This window comes from Dokdonella sp. (assembly GCF_019634815.1).
Classification (GTDB): domain Bacteria; phylum Pseudomonadota; class Gammaproteobacteria; order Xanthomonadales; family Rhodanobacteraceae; genus Dokdonella_A.
The window spans coordinates 1-15,061 of the sequence record NZ_JAHCAP010000040.1 but is presented as its reverse complement, the minus strand read 5'-3'; the positions used below and the strand labels follow the sequence as shown (position 1 = coordinate 15,061).

At 64.1% G+C, this 15,061-nt stretch carries 13 protein-coding genes; 11 read left to right on the top strand and 2 right to left on the bottom strand.

The annotated features are described in order from the left end of the window. The 3 genes from KF759_RS13820 to KF759_RS13810 all read left to right on the top strand — a co-directional run. Nucleotides 1–754 (top strand): pyridoxal-phosphate dependent enzyme (locus KF759_RS13820; protein WP_291226428.1); only part of this gene is annotated, 754 nt, incomplete at its 5' end. Beyond that, nucleotides 751–1,527, top strand: coding sequence for a prephenate dehydrogenase (locus KF759_RS13815; RefSeq protein ID WP_291226427.1), 777 nt, complete (start codon nt 751–753; stop codon nt 1,525–1,527). The genes KF759_RS13820 and KF759_RS13815, both read left to right, overlap by 4 nt. Further along, nucleotides 1,524–3,008 (top strand): UbiD family decarboxylase, encoded by a 1,485-nt coding sequence (locus tag KF759_RS13810; RefSeq protein ID WP_291226426.1) that lies wholly within the window; start codon nt 1,524–1,526, stop codon nt 3,006–3,008. The genes KF759_RS13815 and KF759_RS13810 overlap by 4 nt, the downstream gene beginning before the upstream one ends. Here the strand turns inward: KF759_RS13810 and KF759_RS13805 are convergent. Further along, entirely contained in the window at nt 3,005–3,466 is a 462-nt protein-coding gene (locus KF759_RS13805; protein WP_291226425.1) for an NUDIX domain-containing protein, read from the bottom strand. The two genes, KF759_RS13810 and KF759_RS13805, sit on opposite strands and share 4 nt — an antisense overlap. Before the next feature lie 265 nt (nt 3,467–3,731). On the opposite strand from KF759_RS13805, the gene KF759_RS13800 reads away from it, so the two are divergent. The 6 genes from KF759_RS13800 to KF759_RS13775 all read left to right on the top strand — a co-directional run bounded on the left by KF759_RS13800 (nt 3,732) and on the right by KF759_RS13775 (nt 11,233). Beyond that, entirely contained in the window at nt 3,732–4,805 is a 1,074-nt protein-coding gene (locus KF759_RS13800; protein ID WP_291226424.1) for a tellurite resistance/C4-dicarboxylate transporter family protein, read from the top strand. A 5-nt stretch (nt 4,806–4,810) separates the two neighbouring features. Further along, nucleotides 4,811–6,214, top strand: coding sequence for a DUF3089 domain-containing protein (locus KF759_RS13795; protein WP_291226423.1), 1,404 nt, complete (start codon nt 4,811–4,813; stop codon nt 6,212–6,214). A 94-nt stretch (nt 6,215–6,308) separates the two neighbouring features. Further along, nucleotides 6,309–7,103, top strand: coding sequence for a hypothetical protein (locus KF759_RS13790; protein WP_291226422.1), 795 nt, complete (start codon nt 6,309–6,311; stop codon nt 7,101–7,103). Between the two features lie 416 nt (nt 7,104–7,519). After that, entirely contained in the window at nt 7,520–8,518 is a 999-nt protein-coding gene (locus KF759_RS13785) for a peptidase U32 family protein (RefSeq protein ID WP_291226421.1), read from the top strand. A 10-nt stretch (nt 8,519–8,528) separates the two neighbouring features. After that, nucleotides 8,529–9,428, top strand: a complete 900-nt coding sequence (locus tag KF759_RS13780) for a U32 family peptidase (RefSeq protein WP_291226420.1) — start codon at nt 8,529–8,531, stop codon at nt 9,426–9,428. Between the two features lie 107 nt (nt 9,429–9,535). Beyond that, the gene (locus KF759_RS13775; RefSeq protein WP_291226419.1) at nt 9,536–11,233 is read left to right on the top strand and encodes a hypothetical protein; all 1,698 of its coding nucleotides are present in this window, start codon (nt 9,536–9,538) and stop codon (nt 11,231–11,233) included. Between the two features lie 134 nt (nt 11,234–11,367). Here the strand turns inward: KF759_RS13775 and KF759_RS13770 are convergent, their stop codons facing one another. Continuing rightward, nucleotides 11,368–12,309, bottom strand: coding sequence for an integron integrase (locus KF759_RS13770; protein WP_291226418.1), 942 nt, complete (start codon nt 12,307–12,309; stop codon nt 11,368–11,370). A gap of 258 nt (nt 12,310–12,567) precedes the next feature. On the opposite strand from KF759_RS13770, the gene KF759_RS13765 reads away from it, so the two are divergent. Both KF759_RS13765 and KF759_RS13760 read left to right on the top strand, forming a co-directional pair. Further along, a complete protein-coding gene (locus tag KF759_RS13765) occupies nt 12,568–14,247 on the top strand; it encodes an AAA family ATPase (protein ID WP_291226417.1) in 1,680 nt (559 codons plus the stop codon). Between the two features lie 104 nt (nt 14,248–14,351). Further along, complete coding sequence (locus KF759_RS13760) at nt 14,352–14,738, top strand: HNH endonuclease (RefSeq protein ID WP_291226416.1); 387 nt, start codon at nt 14,352–14,354, stop codon at nt 14,736–14,738. The last annotated feature ends 323 nt before the right edge of the window (nt 14,739–15,061 follow it).

Genomic DNA, 15,061 nt, shown 5'->3' with positions numbered 1-15,061 from the left:
GCCGGCGAAGATCCGCGCCGTCGAAGCACTCGGCGGCGCCTGCGACCTCGTCGACGATCCGGCGCAGGTGCATGCGCGCGCAGCCTGGCACGCCGCCAACGGCGCCTGCCATCTCGACCAGTTCGGCCTGGCCGAACGCGCCACCGACTGGCGCGGCAACAACAACATCGCCGAGTCGATCCTCGGCCAACTCGAACACGAACCGCATGCGCAACCGGCGTGGATCGTCTGCGGCGCCGGCACTGGTGGCACTTCGGCGACCATCGGCCGCTACCTGCGCTACCGGCGCCTGCCGACGCAGTTGTGCGTGGCTGAACCTGCAGGCAGCGCCTTCGTGCATGGATTCCGCAACCGCGACACCCGAGCCTGCGCGAGCCAACCGACCTTGATCGAAGGCATCGGCCGTCCACGCGTCGAACCCTGCTTCCTGTTCGACGTGGTCGACGCCGTGATCGAAGTGCCCGATGCCGCCTCGATCGCGGCGACCTGGTCGCTCGATGAACTGCTCGCGCGTCGCTATGGCGGTTCCTCGGGCACCAACTTCGTCGCCTGCCTCGAACTGGCCGCGCAGATGCGCGCGCGAGGCGAGCGCGGCAGCATCGTCAGCCTGCTCTGCGATCGCGGCGAGCGCTATGCCGAGACCCTGTTCGATCCCGCGTGGCTGGCTGCACATCGGATCGACTGCAAGCCCTGGCGCACGCATCTGGATGCTTGCGTGCACAGCGGCGCCGCGCCCTTGCCGGGACCGACGTGACGCGCGGCGCCGTTGCCCTGCTCGGCTTTGGTCGCTTCGGCGCGGCCTTCGCCGAACTCCTGCAGCGGGCCGGGCATCGCGTGCGCGTGCACGATCCGCACGCGCAGGTGCCGGCCGCACTTGCCGCGAAAGGTCTCGCCGATGCCCTCGCCGATGCGCAGTGGGTGGTGCTGGCGATGCCGGTGCCGCATCTGCGCACGGCGCTTGCCGAGCTGCGGCCACTGTTGCAACCGGGACAGGTCGTGTTCGATGTCGGCAGCGTCAAACTGCATCCTTGCGAGCAGATGGATGAAATCCTCGGCGAGGACATCGCTCATGTCGGCACGCATCCGTTGTTCGGCCCCTTGAGTCTGGCGCGCGGCGATCGCCCGCTGCGCGTGGTGCTGTGCCCATCGGCGGCACATGCGCAGGCCGCGCGAAGCGTGGGCGAGCTGTTCCGCGCGCTCGATTGCGAGGTGATCGAGCTCGATGCAGCCATTCACGACCGCGCGATGGCGCGCACGCATGCGATGGCATTCTTTCTCGCCAAGGGCCTGATCGATTTCGGCGTCGATGACAGTCTCACGCTCGCGCCGCCTTCGTTCCAGGGCATGCAGCGCATGCTGGATGCGGTGCGCGGCGACGCCGGCCACCTGTTCGCGGCGATCCAGCGCGAAAACCCCTACGCGCAGCAAGCCCGCGCGCAGTTGCTCGCTGCGCTCGATGCCGTGCATCGCCAGTTGCAGACGCCCGCCGACGACGACAGCCTCGCCATTCCCGGATCCGCGCCATGAGCTTCCACGACCTGCGCGGTTTCCTCGGCCGCCTTGAACGCGAGCAGCAACTCGCACGCGTGGCGAGCGAAGTCGATCCCCATCTGGAAACCACCGCGTTGAGCCTGCGCGCCTTGCGCGAGGAGGGGCCGGCGCTGCTGATGGAACGCCCGCGCGGCTCGCAGCACGCCTATCTCGGCAATCTCATGGGCCATCGCCGCCGCATCGAACTCGCGCTGGCCGACCGTCCGCTGGGCTCGCTGCGCGAACTGGGCAGACTGCTCGCCTCGATCAAGGAACCGCGCTGGCCATCGAGCCTGCGCCAGGCGCTCGCACAATGGCCGGAACTGGCCCAGCTCGCGCATGTCGCGCCGCAGAACGTGCGCGAGGCCGCGTTCCTCGACCGCAGCATCGAGCGCAAGGACATCGACCTCGCCGAGCTGCCGATCCAGCACTGCTGGCCCGGCGATGCCGGCAAACTCATCACGCTCGGCCTCGTGGTCACGCGCGGCACGCGCCAGCCGCGGCAGAACGTGGCGATCTATCGCCAACAGCTGATCGGCCCCGATCGCGTGATCATGCGCTGGCTGCCGCATCGTGGTGGTGCGCTCGACTACGCCGACTGGAAGCGCGCGCATCCTCAGCAGCCGTTTCCCGTGCTGGTGGTGATCGGCGCCGATCCGGCCACCCTGCTCGCCGCGGTCGCGCCGGTGCCCGACACCCTGTCCGAATACGAATTCGCCGGCCTCTTGCGCGGCCAGCGCACGCGCCTGTGGCGCAGCGAGCTCACTGGCCTCGACGCACCAGCAGGCGCCGAGATCGTGCTCGAAGGCTTCATCCATCCCGACGACACCGCGCTCGAAGGCCCGTTCGGCGACCACACCGGCTACTACAACGCGCAGGATCATTTCCCCGTGCTCACGGTCGAGCGCATGCGCCTGCGCCACGGCGCGATCTACCACGGCAGCTACATGGGCCGCGCGCCGCACGATGAGCCTTCGGTGATGGCGATGGCACTCAACGAGGTGTTCGTGCCGATCCTGCAGAAGGTATTTCCCGAGATCATCGACTTCCACCTGCCGCCCGAAGCCTGCTCCTATCGCATCGCGGTGGTGTCGATCCGCAAGCAGTACGCTGGCCACGCGCGGCGGGTGATGATGAGCGTGTGGTCCTACCTGCGCCAGTTCACCTACACCAAGTTCGTGATCGTGGTCGACGAGGACATCGACGCGCGCGACTGGTCGCAGGTGATCTGGGCGATGTCCACGCGCGTGGATCCCGCGCGCGACACGATGCTGGTGGAGAACACGCCGATCGACTATCTGGATTTCGCCAGCCCCGTCGCGGGCTTGGGTTCCAAGCTCGGCATCGACGCCACCAACAAGTGGCCGGGTGAAACCACGCGTGACTGGGGTCGGCCGATCCAATCCGACGCGCAAGTGGAAAGGCGCGTCGATGCGCTGTGGGCCGAGTTGAACAGGCCCGCACGGACGAGTCTCTAAGGCATGCGCAAAACCGGCTGCGGCGCGCGCTCGACGAACTCGCGGCGCACATGGGCCAGCAGGTCACGCTGGCTGCCGAACGGCAGTTCATCGGCTGCGCGGGCAAGCGTGACCCAGCGAAACGCCGAGTGCTCGCCGTTGAGTCGCACCTGCGCCTCGGCCGCAATGCGGGCGACGAAGGCCGGCACGACCTGGATGCAGTTTGCACCGACATCGTAAAACTGTTCGCAAAAGCTGGTGGCGTACAGTTCGAGCGGAACCAGACCGGTTTCCTCGGCCAGCTCGCGCCGCGCCGCCTGCCACGCGGTTTCGCCGGTTTCGACGTGGCCGGCAACGTAACTCCACAGGCCATCGAGATGACGCGAAGCGCGCCGCACGAGCAGCATGCGGGTACGCGCGCCGCTGCCGCGCAGGGCAATGACACTGATCATGGTGCAGCGGATCGGCAGTTCGGCCATCGTGGTTTTCCGCGTTGGGTCTCCGCCAATTGGACGGCAGGGCCACCGCGGATCTTCGACCCGCGACGCCGAAGGGGTCAATGCGCCGGCCCGCATACGGATTCCGGCGCGACCCGGTGATTGACCTCGATCATGGACGTGCGCCGCGCCCGGACGCAGGATGCACCCTCGAGATCAGGGGCCGCAGGGCGTCGGCCCGTTGCCGGGGCCGGCGATTGCCGTGCCAGCCGGCGCTTGTGCCACAACCTCCGCAGGGCCGCGAACGATGAAGTTCTGGCTGCAGAAAATCCGCACTTCGATCACGACCATGTCTCCGGGCTATTTCAGCATGGTGATGGCAACCGGGATCCTGTCGCTGGCCGCGCACCTGATGGAGCTGCCGCTGCTCGCGCAGGGCCTGTTCGTGATCAACTGGATCCTGTTCGTGCTGATCTGCACGCTTGCCGCGGCGCGCCTGCTTTGGCACCCGCGGCTGGTGATCGGCGACTTGTTCAACCATTTGCAGGCGCCGGGCTTCTTCACCTTCGTCGCCGCCTGTTCGATCCTCGGCAGCCAGAGTCTGCTGATCGGCGGCAGCCTGCGCCTGGCGATCCTGCTCGGCAGCGTCGGCCTGATCGCCTGGGTCGGCCTCACCTACACGATCTTCACCGTGCTCACGGTCAAGCAGAACAAGCCGAGCCTGGATCGCGGCATCAACGGTGGCTGGCTGCTCGCGGTGGTGGCGACCCAATCGATGGCGGTGATCTCGGCACTGATCGCGCCCGAGGTCGGACAGCCCTTGCGGCTGGAACTCAATTTCTTCGCGCTGTCGATGTGGCTGTGGGGCGGCATGCTCTACATCTGGATGATGTCGCTGATCTTCTACCGCTACACCTTCTTCGAATTCTCGCCGGCCGACCTGTCACCGCCGTACTGGATCAACATGGGTGCGATGGCGATCTCCACGCTCGCCGGCTCGCTGCTCATCCTCAACACGCCGCACGCACCCTTCCTCAATTCGATGCTGCCCTTCCTCAAGGGTTTCACGGTGTTCTACTGGGCCACGGGAACGTGGTGGATCCCGATGCTGCTGGTACTGGCGATCTGGCGCCACGTGGTGCGCCGTTTTCCGTTCACCTACGATCCGATGTACTGGGGCGCGGTGTTTCCCTTGGGCATGTACGCCGTGAGCACGATGCGCATGATGGAGGCGCTGAGCCTGCCCTTCCTCGGCAAGTTGCCACACCTGATGTTCGCACTGGGCATCGCCGCCTGGACATTGCTGTTCGTCGGGCAGCTGCGCTCCTTGCGCAGGCACTGGCTCGCCACCCATCCACCCGGCACATCCGTGCAGCCGTAGAGGCCATGCCCATGCAATCGCCCGCATCACGCCGCACCCTGCAAATCCTGCTGCTCTCGATCTGCTGTTGTCTTGCGGTTCCCATCGCCGGCGCAGCGGCTGGAGCCCAAGCGTCCGAAACTGCCACACCCGTTGCCCAGCCCGCGGATTGGCCGATCGTTGACTACGGCAACCCCACCAATTGGCTTGCCCTGCCCGACCACCCATCCGCAGCCATGCATACCCCCAAGGGAGCCGGCTTTTCGAACCTGCAGGATGTGGCACAGGCCGATGTGTTCTATATCCATCCCACCACCAGCATGGGCGGCAATGGCTTCAATGCCGCGATCGACGATGCCGAGGCCGCCAGGATCGGTGCATTGATGCTGCTCACCCAGGCCACGCCGTTCAATGCCGTGGCGCGCGTCTATGCGCCGCGCTACCGCCAGGTGACGCTGCCTCTCTACGAACAAGACGAGGAAACCCAGCAGCGCCCGACCAACCTCGCCTATGCCGACGTGCTCGCTGCATTCCGCCATTACGTCACGCACTACAACGCAGGTCGCCCGTTCATTCTCGTCGGGCACAGCCAGGGCACCAATCATGCGCAACGCCTGCTCAGCGAGGCGATCCAGGGCACGCCGATGGAACATCTGCTCGTGGCTGCCTACTTGCCGGGCCAGCCGATACCGCGCTCGGTCTTTCGCGACGACCTCAGGCGCATCGGGCCGTGCGTGCGCCCGGCGCAGACACGCTGCGTGGCCATTTGGGGGACCTTTGGCGAGAACACCGACGCCGATCTTGCCGCCTGGCGCCAGAACGGTTACTGGAACAGCGCGCGGCAACGCTGGATCACGGCGCCGGCGCAGGCCCTGAGCAACATCAACCCGGTGAGCTGGGACGCACGCCGACCACGCACCACGCTCGTGCAACACCGCGGCGCGGTTCCGTTCGGCACCAACCACACGTTTGACCGCCTGTTGCCACGGCTCGTCGCCGTGCGCAACGACGGCTCGTTCGACTTCGTCTCGCCAGCACCACTACCCGCGCAATACTTCAATGACGGCGGCGTCTTCGGCGGCACCAATTACCACGTGTTCGACATCGCCTTGTTCTGGCTCGATCTGCGCGAGAACGCGCGCCTGCGCTTGAATGCATGGATGAACCAGCAGCATCGGCGCCAGCCGCTGCTGGGCACGACGGCCACCGCGCAGGCGCAGGTCGGCAAGCCCTGGCGATACCGCATCGCCGTGCAGCATGCAGTCACGGCGTTTGCGCTCGACGGACTGCCGGCCGGACTGCGCCTGGATACCCGGCGTGGCGTGATTTCCGGCACGCCTGAGCAGGCCGGCACGTTCGCGCTGCGCATCACCGCCAGCAACGCCCACGGCAGCGATCACGGCGAGCTTGCCCTGACGGTCGAGCGCTGACCGCGCCCCCAATCGGGCCGGGCATTCGGGTCGCAGGCCCATTGCGACCGGAAACCGCTATGCTGCACAAAGCTTGCATCGCAGGGGAAGGCATATGAAACCATGGCTTGCCGCACTGCTCTGCACGCTGGCCCTGTTCGCGCCCGGCCGCAACGCATGCGCGGAGACGAATGTCGAAGTCGTCGCCACCGATCCGCCCGGCTCCGTGGTCACGCTCGGCCGCAACCAGAACTTCTACCTGCACCTGCGCTATCACAGCGACGTGCCAACGCACATCTGGGCCGAACCGTATTTTCAGGGCCAGCGTGCGCGCGCCGGCAGCAATCCTTCGCATGTGTACCCGGCCGGTGAAGGCGAGGCTTTGGGTTGGTTCTTCCTGTTCGATCCAGGCATGCAGGTCGACGAGGTCCGCATCCGCGCCGGCGACGGCACCACGCGCGGCACCCATGAGATCGCCCGCCATGCAGTCTCGATCACGGGTGGCAGCGAACCTGCGACGACGACGGCGCCACCGTGGGTGACCGCTCTGCTCGCCGAAAATGAACGTCTCGACCGCGAAGAACGCGCGGCCGCCGACGCCGAGCCGGTCAGCATGGGCGTCATCACCTTTTTCAATGGCTTCATGTTGACGATGTACGCGTTTGGTCTGCTGGGACTTGGCGGACCCGCCTGGGGCCTGTGGCGCTGGCGCGGAATCTGGCGCGTGGTCGCGGCCGTGCCTGCAGCAGCTGTGGCCTGGGTGATCCTGAGCTTGTTCATCGACACTGCGCGCGACCCGACCTCGCACAACCTGTGGCCGTTCGAAATCCTCTTGGCAGGCGCGGGCAGCATGGGCTGGATGCTGGTGGCACTCCTGCTGCGCAAGCTCCTGCGGGCGCGCGGCTCGTGATCGGGCCGGCGCGCGCGCGAGGAAGCTCTCGCGCCGCGCCCGTGACTCGCCGCCCTCGCCCGCACCGATCAGGCGCAGCGCAGCGCAGGCCGGACAGTTGCACATCCTCGAGCCCGAAGCCGCGTCGGAAACGGGCCCGCAATGCCCGGCTGCACGCCGACGGTTGCACGACCCCCGATACGGGTCGCGTGCTGACTGCATGACCGCGCGCCAGAGTCCGCGTCATCGCAAACGCCCGCTTCGAAAGCGTGCCCTGCCGCCCGATCCGGCGCCCGCCATCGCCAACACCTGCGCGCGAAACCAGCGTGGCATCCAATTCGGCTGCTTGACCCGGATCAAGCGTGAACTGATCCAGATCAAGGACGCGCGCGGGCCTCGCGTGGACGATGCGGAAACTCCCAAGGCGCGAGGTGCGCATGCAACTGGTATGTCCTGCCGGCAACCTGCCAGCGCTGCAGGCGGCGATCGACGCCGGCGCCGACGCGGTCTACGCGGGCCTGCGCGACCAGACCAACGCGCGCGCGTTTCCGGGCCTGAACTTCAGCGACGAAGAACTGCGTCGCGGCATCGACCATGCGCACGCACGCGGGCGCAAGGTCTATCTCGCCCTCAACACCTATCCCGACAGCGCGCGTCTGGCGCAATGGTTTGCCGCGGTCGACAAGGCCGCGGGCTTTGGCTGCGATGCGATCATCGCCGCCGAGATGGCGGTGCTCGATTACGCCGCGCGCACGCATCCGAGGCTCGCGCGGCATCTGTCGGTGCAGGGCTCGGCCACCACCGCGCCGGCGCTGCGCTACATGCACGAGCGCTTCGGCATCGCGCGCGCGGTGCTGCCGCGCGTGCTCTCGATCCAGCAGGTCGAGCGTCTGTGCGAAGTCAGCCCGGTGCCGCTGGAAGTGTTCGCCTTCGGCAGCCTGTGCATCATGGTCGAAGGTCGCTGCCAGTTGTCCAGCTACGTCACGGGCGCCTCGCCCAACCGCCACGGCGTGTGCTCGCCTGCCAAGTTCGTGCGCTGGGACGAATCCACCGACGGTCGCCGCAGCGTGCGCCTCAACGAGGTGCTGATCGACAAGTTCGAACCGGCTGAACCGGCCGGCTATCCGACCGTGTGCAAGGGCCGCTTCGACGTGCGCGGCGAGGTGTTCCACGCGCTCGAGGAACCGACCAGCCTCAACACGCTCGAACTCCTGCCGCGACTCGCGCAGGCTGGCGTGGCCGCGCTCAAGATCGAAGGTCGCCAGCGCGGCGTCGCCTACGTTGCTTCGGTCACGCGCACCTGGCGCGCGGCGATCGATCGACATGCCGCGGCGCCTGACACGTGGAGCGTGCAGCCGGGCTGGCAACAGGAACTTTCGCGTCATGCCGAAGGCCACCAGACCACGCTCGGCCCCTATCACCGGCATTGGCATTGAGGACGAGGCGATGAAACTCAGCCTCGGTCCCTTGCAGTATTTCTGGCCGCGCGAGCGCACGCTTGCGTTCTATCGCGAAACCGTCGACTGGCCGCTCGACATCATCTATCTCGGCGAAACGGTGTGCAGCAAGCGCCGCGAACTGGGCACGCGCGACTGGATCGATCTCGCGCATGAGCTGGCCGCCAGCGGCAAGCAAATCGTGTTGTCCTCGCTCGCGCTGATCGAGGCCGAGTCGGAATTGGGTGCGCTCAAGCGCCTGGTCGAGGAAGGCGGCCTCATGATCGAGGCCAATGATCTGTCGGCAGTGCAGTTGTGCCGCGAGCGCAGCGTGCCCTTCGTTGCCGGCCCCACGCTCAATGTCTACAACCATCATGCGCTGGGCCTCTTGATCGACGACGGCCTGCGGCGCTGGGTGCCCGGCGTCGAACAGGGTCAGGCGCTCATTGCGGAAGTGTGCGCGGCGATGCGTGCCGAGGGCAAGACGATGCCCGAGCTTGAAGTGATCGCCTTCGGCCGTCTGCCGCTGTCGTTCTCCGCGCGCTGCTTCACCGCGCGCGCACTCGATGTGCCCAAGGACCAATGCGGCTTTCGCTGCATCGACTATCCCGACGGCATGCCGCTGGCCACGCGCGAAGGCAAACCCTTCCTGCGCGTCAACGGCATCCAGATCCAGGGCGAGGAAATCACCGACCTCGGCCCCGAGTTGCCGCACCTGCGCGCGCTCGGCGTCGACGTGCTGCGCCTGTATCCGCAGGCCGAAGGCATGGCCGGGATCGTCGCCCACTTCGATCGCGCCCGCCGCGACGCACAGGCGCCAGCGTCGATCGGCGCACGCAATGGCTACTGGCACGGCGAAGCCGGCATGACCGGCATCGCCACCGGCGCGCCGGCCACCGCTCGTGCATGAGACCATCACATCCACTGCCTGCCCGTGCCTGCGGGTTGCGCCGCCTTCTCGCTTGCGCACCGACTTGCGCTCTCGTCCAGCCTTGGACCGTCCGTTGGAGCCGTGTGATGCGTGCCGTGAACCTGCGTGACTCGAGCCTGCTCTCCGCGATCCTGATCGCCGCGTGGCTGCCGCACGCCGCGGCACAGTTGCCGCTGCCGACCACCGCCGCCGACTTCCATGTGCCCGGCACCCAGGTCGGCGACATGCCACTGGAAAATCTCATCGATCCATCGGTGTGCCGCAGTTGCCACGGCAATTACCAGCCCGCGAACAGCAACGATGACATCCATGCGAGCTGGTCCGGCAGTCTCATGGGACTGGGCGGCAAGGATCCGCTGTACATCGCGCAGGTCACCAATGCCAATCAGGATGTCGCCAATGTCGGCAGCTTCTGCACACGCTGTCATTTGCCGGTGGCGGTGGTGACCGGTCATGTCGCGCAGGCCGACGGCTCGACACTCGACGCGCAGGACAAGCAAGGCGTGACCTGCCACTTCTGCCACAGCATGGTCGATCCGGTGTACAAACCCGGCGTGAGCCCGCCCGAGGACGAATCGATTCTCGCCGCGCTCGATGCCGTGCCGCAATACGCTTCGAACGCGATGTTCGTGCTCGATCCCGAAGGCCGTCGCCGCGGCCCGCGCGAAGACGCCAACCCGATGCACGAATTCCTTGTCTCGCCGTTCCATCGCGACGCGGCGCTGTGCGGCACCTGTCACGATGTCGGCAACGTCGCGGTATCCAGGCTCGGCAACGGCACCTATCGCTACAACGCGATCAACACCGAATCGCCCACGCATGATCCCGCGCAACTGTTCCCGCTCGAGCGCACCTACACCGAATGGAAACTGTCGAGCTTCGCCAGCACCGGCGTCGATCTCGGCGGGCGCTTCGGTGGCACGCGCGGGCCGGTGGTCTCGACCTGCCAGAGCTGCCACATGCCCGGCGTCGCGGGTCGGCCCTGGTTCGGCGGCGCGATCCGCCCCGATCTCGCCTCGCATGAATTCGCCGGTGCGGCCGTGCCCTCGCTCGACCTCATTGCTGCCTTCACTGCCAACGACCCTGATGTCGATCCCGCCCACGTCGCAGTCGGACGCGCCAAGGCGCTGTCGATGCTGCAACGCGCGGCGAGCGTCGAGCTCACGCTCAACGGCAATCAGGTGACCGCGCGCGTCACCAACCACACCGGCCACAAGCTGCCGACCGGCCACATCGAAGGTCGCCGCGTCTGGCTCAACCTGCGCTACTACGACGCCGCCGGCACACTCATCGGCGAGAACGGGCATTACGATCCGCTCACCGCACACCTCGACGAAGCCAGCACCACGGTCTACGAAATGCTGGTCGGCCTGAGCAGCGACGCTGCCAGCGCCACCGGCCTGCCGGCTGGCGTGACCACGCACATGGCGCTCGCCGACACCATCGAAAAGGACACGCGCATTCCACCGCGCGGCTTCAACAACGCCGCTTTCGAAGCCGCCGGCGCACCGGTGGTCGGCATCGCCTATGCCGATGGCCAGTATTGGCACGAACAGGCCTACACTCTGCCCGCCAACACCCTGCGCGTCACCGCCACGCTCTACTACCAGACGCTCACGCGCCACTACATAGAGGCGCTGCGCGATGGCAACGTCACCGACAACTGGGGCGACCTGCTGCACACCTTGTGGGAAAACACCGGCAAGGGCGCGCCCATCGCGATGACCACGACGCATGCCTTCAGCATCGATGCGATCTTCGACGACGGCTTCGACGCGCCCTGAAGCAAAGCGCATCCACGCGGCCCCTGCCCTGCGGCCTTGCCGGCCACCTCTTGGGCAGGGCGCCGTCGATCGCCGATTCCACGCAGCCAACAACATGCGTCGCGCGCAAAGCCGGGTTGCCAACTCACCCGTGTTCAACGATCCAATGGACTGAGCACCCCGTGACCACCGCGATTGAGCACGTGGGTGTAGATCTGCGTGGTCGCCACATCCTTGTGGCCGAGCAATTCCTGGATCGTGCGCAGGTCATAGCCGGCTTCAAGCAAATGGGTCGCAAAGGAATGTCGCAGCGTGTGTGCGCTGACCGGCTTCATGATTCCCGATCGCGTGCGTGCCTGCCGCAGTGAACGCGCGAGCACCGCGTCGTCGAAATGGTGTCGGCGCTCGCATCCGTCAATTGGATCGCGCGAGCGCCTGGCTGATGGAAACGCGAATTGCCAGCCCGGTTCACTCGCCGCGCGCGGATACTTGCGCGCCAGCGCATGCGGCAACCGCGCCCGCCCGAAACCTTCGGCCAGATCACGCGCGTGCAGCCGACGCGCACGGTCGATCTCGCGTTGCAACGGATCGATCAGAGCGCGCGGCAGCACCGTATGTCGATCCTTGCCACCCTTGCCATCGCGAATCAGGATTTCGTTGCGCGCGAAGTCAATGTCCTTGATGCGCAGGCGCAGGCATTCCATCAAGCGCATCCCGGTGCCGTAGAGCAGGCTCGCCACCAGCCATGCGCGACCATCCATCATCGCCAGCAACTGCGTCACTTCATCGCGCGAGAGCACGCTGGGCAAGCGCCGCGGACGCTTCGCGCGCGCCATTTGCTGCAACCACGGCAGCTCGATCTTCAGTACCTGCCGGTACAAGAACAACAGTGCCGACAAGGCCTGATTCTGCGTGCTCGCCGCCACTTCGCCATCGACCGCGAGTCCGCTCAGGAACCGCTCAACCTCGGCCCCGCCCAGCTCACGCGGATGCCGCTTGCCGTTGGCGAGGATGAACCGACGTATCCATCCCGTGTACGCCTGCTCGGTGCGCAAGCTGTAATGATTGAGCCGCAACCTGCGACGAACTTCGTCCATCAAGCGCGGAGCCTGTGGCCTGCGCGCGGCCGGTGCCCCAACCTCGTTTTCGCCGGCATAACCCATTACGCCCTCACAAGTGAGTGATAACACCGACACGTTCAGCTTTCGCGAACGCGAGCGCCATGGACAAAGGATTGATTTCGTGTAGGAAAACGCCTTGACCGTGCCCCGCGCATGCCGCAGGATCGGTGCTACACCCCGCTTTCGGGGTCTACTTGTAGTTAGACCTCACCTCAAAACTCTGCAGACTCCCACATGAAGCTAGACATCGTCCGCGTCCAAAACTATCGAACGCTCGAGAACGTTGAGGTCAAGTTCCACGGCTACTACACCGCTATCTCGGGACAGAACAATGCCGGGAAGACCTCACTCATCAAAGCAATCCGAAACACCTTTAAGGACAACTCTCGCGAGGTCTACTTCTATCGAAAGCGCGAAGGCGTGGCTTACCGAGACGACAAGACTCAGTGGACCAAAGGCGACGGCGACATCGTTTTCGACTATGAGATGACGGTGACTTCCGCGGATGATCCAGGACTCTTTCTGTTCATCGAGAAGTTTAACGAGGAGAAGCTTGTTGGCGAGAGCGTTAGGCTTCGCGTCAGAGTCAGCTACAAGTCGAATGATGAAACGGACTGCGTGGCTTGGGTTGGCCCAAAGGAACTCTCGAACTACAACTCAAAAGAGATTCTCCAGAAGCTGACGTCGTCGAGTCTTGCATTTATGCATGACTCCGCGGGCAACTATGCGCACATCTTCGGACCAGCCGGGCGTCATCTTCACGAGATGATGTTTACAGCAGATGAGCTGAAACAGATTTCTGAGGAGGTCCAGAAGGTCCAGAACAAGATAAAGAAGATTTCAAAGGCCCATAAGACTGAGCTTTCCGAGCTCCTTGGTCATCTCGAAGAGAAGTACGACGTCGATTTCGCGATTCCTGAAGGAATGTTCACAGGATCCATTCCGTTTGCCGTCAATCTTCGCGACAAGAACGTGGATATTCCGCTAAATGATTGGGGGAGCGGGACAAAGAATCGAACTCAGATCCTAATGTCGATGCTGCAAACAAGCAGAATTAGGTCAAAGCCGGATGAAAACAAGATTACACCCTTCATGATCATTGAGGAGCCTGAAAGTTTTCTGCACCCATCCGCGCAAGCAGAGTTCGGCCGCGTATTGATCGATCTTGCGAACGAGTTGAAGATTCAGACTATCGTCACCACGCACAGCCCCTACATGCTTTGCCAAGACAGCGTAATTTCAAACGTGCTGCTGGGTCGAAAGCAGGTCTACGGAAAGACGAAGCAGACAGAGGTTATCGATGTAAAGGAAGACAATTGGATGGAGCCTTTCGGCAACATCCTTGGGCTGAACAACGCCGAATTCCTCGCTTGGAAGGAGGTTCTTTTCAGTGGGAAGCAGTGCGTTCTGCTGGTGGAAGGCGACATTGATCGCTCCTACTTTGAGCATATCGGAACACTATGCATTCCTGAACTCTCCCTGCCAGCTGGAGTAGATATCGTTCCTTACGGCGGCAAAGACGCGCTTCGCAATTCGATCCTGCTGAAGTTCATTGTAGAGAAGTTTAAGAAAGTACTGGTTACCTTTGATCTTGATGCCAAGAGCGACCTTGAGCGAATCATGACTCAGATAGGATTGGTAGAGGGTGATAGCTATCTTCCTGTCGGCCTACCGAAGCCTGGCAAGGACTGCATTGAAGGTCTTCTGCCCGAGCGAGTGTTAGCAAAGGTCTACGCGCAATACACTGACCTTGTAATGCAAATGGGATCAGCAGATACGAAGGAGCGGAAGTCTGCCAAGAACTCCCTTAAACAGAAGCTGCTTTCAGAGTTCAAGGCTGACAAGACGATTGTTAAGGACGACCTTAAGGGTTTTGTGGCTGTCTTCAAGGCGCTCGCCAAGCTGCAGCTGTGAGGTCTAACTATGTGCTTAACCGGACCGTCGGGGACATGTTACGTTCAAACCAAACCATCTCGGCCCTCGGCCGGTTAGCACGGCGTTAGACCAAGGAGGAAGTTATGACGCATCCCGCAGAAGAGCCCCGGAGCACGTACTATCAGGCGTTTGTCCGTGACGGTCACAAGTGCGTCTATTGCGGCAAAGACATCTTAGAGTCTTTCGACTCGTTCTCAGCTTCCCATCTCGACCATCTCAAGCCCAGAAAGGAAAACGGTCCGTGCGAGGACGTGTGGAATCGCGTCACAGCCTGTGGCGTGTGTAACAACCTCAAAGGTTCTTACGATCCGGTCCCAGGTGCAATGGTCACAGAAGACAACTTTGCAGAAGCAGTTGCAGCCGCGCGTGAGTACATTCGTCAAAAGCGCAGTGGCGAGACGGCTACAAGCTACTACCGGGACTACGAATATTGGCTCAAAGAATCTGGACGCAACGCGGGGCAAGCGTGAGCTTCGGGCGCGCTCACTGCATCCTTTGTGGTGCATCAGGTGACTTGAGGCCGGTCTTGGGCGGTGCAAATGGATTCGCGTGCTATCACTGTCTCGGCAAGCTTTTCGCAGTTGTAGCGGAGTCTTACGGGAGTGACCGCGCACCAACCGATCGCAGCCCTCCGGCGACAAAGCACTGCGTAATGTGTGAGCAGCCCATTGTTGGTGCGCGTCTTGTGGTTTACAGGCATCCATATTGCTTTTGTGGACCCTGCCTGCAGGGCGCGTTTGCCTCCGCGCTTGAAGGCCCAGAGCCCTTGGCAATTGTCTCGGCCTAGGTCTAA

Excerpts from the sequence above, each read along its gene's own strand:
- KF759_RS13785 (WP_291226421.1), top strand. The coding sequence starts at position 7,520 with ATGCAACTGGTATGTCCTGCCGGCAACCTGCCAGCGCTGCAGGCGGCG.
- KF759_RS13800 (WP_291226424.1), top strand. The coding sequence starts at position 3,732 with ATGAAGTTCTGGCTGCAGAAAATCCGCACTTCGATCACGACCATGTCT.
- KF759_RS13795 (WP_291226423.1), top strand. The coding sequence starts at position 4,811 with ATGCCCATGCAATCGCCCGCATCACGCCGCACCCTGCAAATCCTGCTG.
- KF759_RS13810 (WP_291226426.1), top strand. The coding sequence starts at position 1,524 with ATGAGCTTCCACGACCTGCGCGGTTTCCTCGGCCGCCTTGAACGCGAG.
- KF759_RS13780 (WP_291226420.1), top strand. The coding sequence starts at position 8,529 with ATGAAACTCAGCCTCGGTCCCTTGCAGTATTTCTGGCCGCGCGAGCGC.
- KF759_RS13805 (WP_291226425.1), bottom strand. The coding sequence starts at position 3,466 with ATGGCCGAACTGCCGATCCGCTGCACCATGATCAGTGTCATTGCCCTG.
- KF759_RS13790 (WP_291226422.1), top strand. The coding sequence starts at position 6,309 with ATGAAACCATGGCTTGCCGCACTGCTCTGCACGCTGGCCCTGTTCGCG.
- KF759_RS13765 (WP_291226417.1), top strand. The coding sequence starts at position 12,568 with ATGAAGCTAGACATCGTCCGCGTCCAAAACTATCGAACGCTCGAGAAC.
- KF759_RS13775 (WP_291226419.1), top strand. The coding sequence starts at position 9,536 with ATGCGTGCCGTGAACCTGCGTGACTCGAGCCTGCTCTCCGCGATCCTG.
- KF759_RS13770 (WP_291226418.1), bottom strand. The coding sequence starts at position 12,309 with ATGGACGAAGTTCGTCGCAGGTTGCGGCTCAATCATTACAGCTTGCGC.
- KF759_RS13760 (WP_291226416.1), top strand. The coding sequence starts at position 14,352 with ATGACGCATCCCGCAGAAGAGCCCCGGAGCACGTACTATCAGGCGTTT.